We start from the raw sequence: 3,641 nt of genomic DNA, 5'->3' as shown, positions 1-3,641 counted from the left end.
TTTTCGCCAGCAGCACGATGTCGTCCGCGTAACGGACAAATACAACTCCACGCTTCTGATACTCCTGGTCAAACTCATTCAGATAGATGTTTGCCGGCAGGGGGGAAAGATTTCCTCCCTATGCAAAGCAGAAGACTATGCAAAGAATGTACTGTTTTTCCTTATAAATAAAAGATTCTCTCAGATTTTACTTTGCATAGTATTCTGCTTATAGCAATTACAACTCGGACAGCCATGCCATCAGGTCACTGTTTCCGCTCCAGTCCGGCAGATTGGAATCTACCAGTTCCGGGGAAGCGTTCTCCAGGGCTTTTCGCTTTAGTTCCGTATCGGCTCTTGCGTAGATTTCTGTGGTCTTGATATCACTGTGGCCCAGAAAGTCACGGATATAGATCAGGTTTACACCTGCCTGCAGCAGATGAACCGCCTTGGAATGCCGCAGCATATGGCATTTTACTTTTTCTGGTACTTTGTCAGATATTCCGTGCGCCATGACAGCATATTTGTTAATGACATAAGCAACCCCTTCCTTCGTCAGTCTGTTGTGCTGCTTATTCATAAAAAGCGGGTAACTGGCCTTATGTGCCAGATCCAGCCTGTTTTCGAAGATATATGCTTCCACAAGCGCAGCTGTATTCTTCATGATGGGAACCCGCCGTGTTTTGCTGCCCTTTCCGGTAAGAACCAGCACAGGACTGTTTCCTGGGATGAAATCCCTGACAGAAAGGTCTACGATCTCCTGGACTCTGGCGCCGCTGTCATACATCAGGCTCACCAAGGCAAGATCCCGCCGTCCATGGACTGTATATTGATCCGGCTGCTCCAGCAGAAGCCTGATCCCTTCCGGGGACAGGTGCTCCACTACGGCCTGCCTCTTTTTCTTTACCGGGATGGCAAGCACTTTCTGGTAGTGGTACAGGGATTCCGGTGATTCGGACTGGGCATACCGGAAAAAAGAATGGATCGCTGTCAGGCGCAGGTTCCTCGTAGAAACCGAACTTTTCCGTTCTGCCTCCAGCCAGTTCAGAAACCGTACGACCAGGTCGGAAGAAAGCTTCTTCATGGTGATCTTTTCCACCGGGAAAGATTCCTCTTTTTCGCAGAAAAGAAGGAGGAGCTTAAAAGTATCCCTGTAGAATTTTATCGTGTTTCTGCTGACATTCTTCTGGACAGGGAGATAGTCAGACAAGAAAGCTGTCAGGTGCATGGAGAAATCAGTCGGCTTCATAGGCGGTTTCCTCCCTTTCCGGGATGATGTCCTTATAACACTTTTCCAGCTTCATCCGGATATCAGGAAAAACATCTGCCGTCCATCTGAGGTAATAGGCTGTTTCATGAAAGGTCTGGTGTCCCAGGTAGGTGCGCATCATGGGGATCAGTACCATGAGATCCCGGTCCTGCTGTGCCCACTGTTTCAGACGGTAAATGCAGTAGGCGTGCCTGAAATCGTGGACTCTGGGGCTGTCCCCGGTATGGGAGATGCCGGCCTTCCAGAGAAAGCGCCTGAAGTTTTTATAGATATTCCCCAGTGTCATCGGCTTTTCACCGTAACCTGGGAAAAAATATCCTGAAGGCTCTGGAAAAGGATGAACCTGTCCGGCATACCTGCGTAGTCTCAAGGTCATGGATTCCGGCATTGGAACCAGGCGGCTGTTATGGTTCTTTGAATCACGGACCGTCAGTATCCCCTGATGCAGGTCAACGTCCCGTACCGTGAGCAGCCGGGCTTCCGAACATCGCAGCCCGCAGGAAAGGAGCAACCTGAAGAATTCCGGTATCACCAGATGCCTGTAAGGGACTTCCGGGCACAGACGGCACTTATCTGTTTCTGCAAAGAAACGCCTGAGTTCATCCGGGGTATAAATATGCGGCACATACTGCTGGCCGACAGGATAATAATTCCTTGGAAGTATCCATGCGTTGGTCCCAATGCTGTCCAGGTACTTTGAAAACTGGCGTACTACCGAGGCCCGTAAACAATGGTTTGCGGTCGATTCGTGCATTGTTCTGGAGCACCAGCCGGTCACAGCCTCCCTGGAAAGGGTAGCCGCATCTGGATATTTTGCCGCAAGGTAGCTGTCAAAACGCTTTAGTATGCCAGGCTCTGTGTTGTATTTGTATCCGACAGACCGTTTGAGGGAGATAAAGTCTTCCATTTCTTTCCGGAAAGGGCCTGTAAAGGTGGGTTCAGCCAAGATGGATCACCTCCTCAAAGTCCAGGGGGCATTCCGCCAGCCGTTCCATGTCCACCTTGAGGTACACGGCGGTGGAATTCGTGTCCAGATGTCCGATGATATCGGAGATGACCGGGAGAGGGGTATCCTTCTCCAGAAGGACGCTTGCCATAGTATGGCGGAGGCTGTGCATCCCCCGGTGCTTGCCGCCCATCGGGATGTGGGCTTTTACCATATATGTCCTTATCAGCTGGTCAAGATGGTCCCCATCGGAAAAAGGAAGGAACGGGGCCATATGGCGGACAAAGATACGGCTGCTGTCAACCTTCGGCCTCCCATATTTCAGGTAATCGATCACTGCCCAGCCCACATCCGGGACAAGCGGCAGTTCCATGGGCTGCCCTGTTTTCGACTGGGTAAAACAGAGTTTTTTCTCCGTCCAGTTAAAGTTTTCAAAGCACAGGTTTTTAATGTCCGTGCAGCGCAGACCCAAGCGGCACGCGATCAGGATGATGGCATAGTCACGTCTGCCTTTCGGACTCCCCCGATCAATGGCCCCGACCAGCTGCTTCAGTTCTTCATGGGTCCAGACCGAGGGGATGGCAGTCTGCTTCCTGGCTTTTACCATGGGCATTTTTGCTGCAAAGTCATCCTGCACGATACCTTCCTGGTACAGGAAACGGAAAAAGGCACGCAGGGAACAGATATGCTGCTCCACCGTTTTGTAGGAAAAACCTACCAGTGTCCTGATATAAGCATGAACCGTATCCAGGGTAACTGCATTGAAATCATCCATTCCTTGTGCGGCCAGATAATCCATCAGATAAGAGGACTGCTTCACATAATGCTCCGTAGTCACCTGGGAATAGCCTTTTTTCTCACAGGAACTCCGGAACCGGCTGCGGATATCCACAAAAAACGGGGTTGTCAGTATTTCCTTATGCTTGAGATAACGCCGAAGCACCGCATGGTGGAGCTGGAAATCCCCAACCATACGGACCACACGTATCTCCTGTGTTTCTGCCTGTGGCAGAGTCCTTGAAAAATCCTCCTGTGTGATTCCGAAGAACTCTTTCAGGAAATCCATGCCAAGCTGTTCCGTGTAATAGCATTCACCCCTGTCTTCCGCATAGGCCATCAGCTGGTTCCAACGCCGGCGGTAAAATGTCATGCTCCCTTTGGTATAGCCAAGCCGGAGCAGTTCTTGTTCCAGTCCTGAGATTAGGTCTGGTAAGTATGTTTTGTCCATAAAGACACCTCCGATATGATATTTTCGAGAATAGCTCTCATAAATATCTTCGGAGACTATGCAAAGCAGCGCAAGAAAAAATGGCTTGAAACAGGGATTTCATGGATTTACTCTGCATAGTTACTTGCTTTGTATAGGGAGGACTATGCAAAGCTTAGCATAGTCCTCCTTGCGGCGAACCTTCTTCTGTTTCCATGACTACTCCGTTTTCCATCACG

General features: G+C 50.0%; 3 protein-coding genes and 1 pseudogene. All 4 read right to left on the bottom strand.

Going from position 1 to position 3,641, the window contains the following annotated elements:
• A pseudogene (locus LI015_RS27725) lies at positions 1-118 on the bottom strand (reverse transcriptase domain-containing protein); the annotation flags it as partial.
• Positions 119-217: 99 nt separating this feature from the next.
• Entirely contained in the window at positions 218-1,228 is a 1,011-nt protein-coding gene (locus LI015_RS27720; RefSeq protein ID WP_227126757.1) for a site-specific integrase, read from the bottom strand.
• Entirely contained in the window at positions 1,215-2,195 is a 981-nt protein-coding gene (locus LI015_RS27715) for a tyrosine-type recombinase/integrase (protein WP_002573172.1), read from the bottom strand. Before LI015_RS27715 ends, LI015_RS27720 begins: the two co-directional genes overlap by 14 nt.
• A complete protein-coding gene (locus tag LI015_RS27710; protein WP_002591462.1) occupies positions 2,188-3,423 on the bottom strand; it encodes a site-specific integrase in 1,236 nt (411 codons plus the stop codon). The genes LI015_RS27715 and LI015_RS27710 overlap by 8 nt, the downstream gene beginning before the upstream one ends.
• Positions 3,424-3,641: the final 218 nt, after the last annotated feature.

This window comes from Enterocloster sp. 210928-DFI.2.20, from assembly GCF_020554465.1.
Taxonomy (GTDB): Bacteria; Bacillota; Clostridia; order Lachnospirales; family Lachnospiraceae; genus Enterocloster; species Enterocloster bolteae.
The sequence above is the reverse complement of the archived record's forward strand: the minus strand, read 5'-3'. Positions and strand labels throughout refer to the sequence as shown.

Coding starts and splice junctions, on each gene's coding strand:
- LI015_RS27720 (WP_227126757.1), bottom strand. CDS start 1,228: ATGAAGCCGACTGATTTCTCCATGCACCTGACAGCTTTCTTGTCTGAC.
- LI015_RS27710 (WP_002591462.1), bottom strand. CDS start 3,423: ATGGACAAAACATACTTACCAGACCTAATCTCAGGACTGGAACAAGAA.